The organism is Streptomyces doebereineriae, assembly GCF_031845645.1.
Lineage (GTDB): Bacteria > Actinomycetota > Actinomycetes > Streptomycetales > Streptomycetaceae > Streptomyces > Streptomyces canus.
In genome coordinates this window covers 1-391 of the sequence record NZ_JAVREZ010000576.1, presented here as the reverse complement: position 1 = coordinate 391, position 391 = coordinate 1, and the positions used below count along the sequence as shown (strand labels likewise).

Sequence of the window (391 nt, the reverse complement as noted above, 5' to 3'; positions counted from 1 at the left end):
ACTCGGTGGCCTGGCTCAAGGCGATGGCCTGGGACCTGCGCGGCAACATGCAGGACGAGATCGACCGTTCGCTGCTGACCAGCCGCCTCGACAAGGGCCAGATCGAGGACCTGTACCCGGAGTACCCCTACAAGACGCACAAGCCGATCGTCGACCGGGGGGCGGTCTCCCCGGTCACCGGGAAGTTCGAACTCGACGCCACCCCGTCCGGCGGCACCGGGGCCGAGATCCCGCAGGGCGCCGCCGAGGGCCTCAACACCCAGCTCTCCGCGCTCTCCGACACCCTCGACGAGATCCCCGCCCTGCTCGGCCCGAACGGCAACGGCATCGGGTCCAACTCCTGGGTCGTCAACGGCGACCACACGACGACCGGCAAGGCGCTGCTCGCCAA

1 protein-coding gene is annotated in these 391 nt (G+C 69.6%); it reads left to right on the top strand.

Annotated features, from left to right (window positions below):
* Positions 1-391 (top strand): penicillin acylase family protein (locus RNB18_RS53330; RefSeq protein WP_311721221.1); only part of this gene is annotated, 391 nt, incomplete at both ends.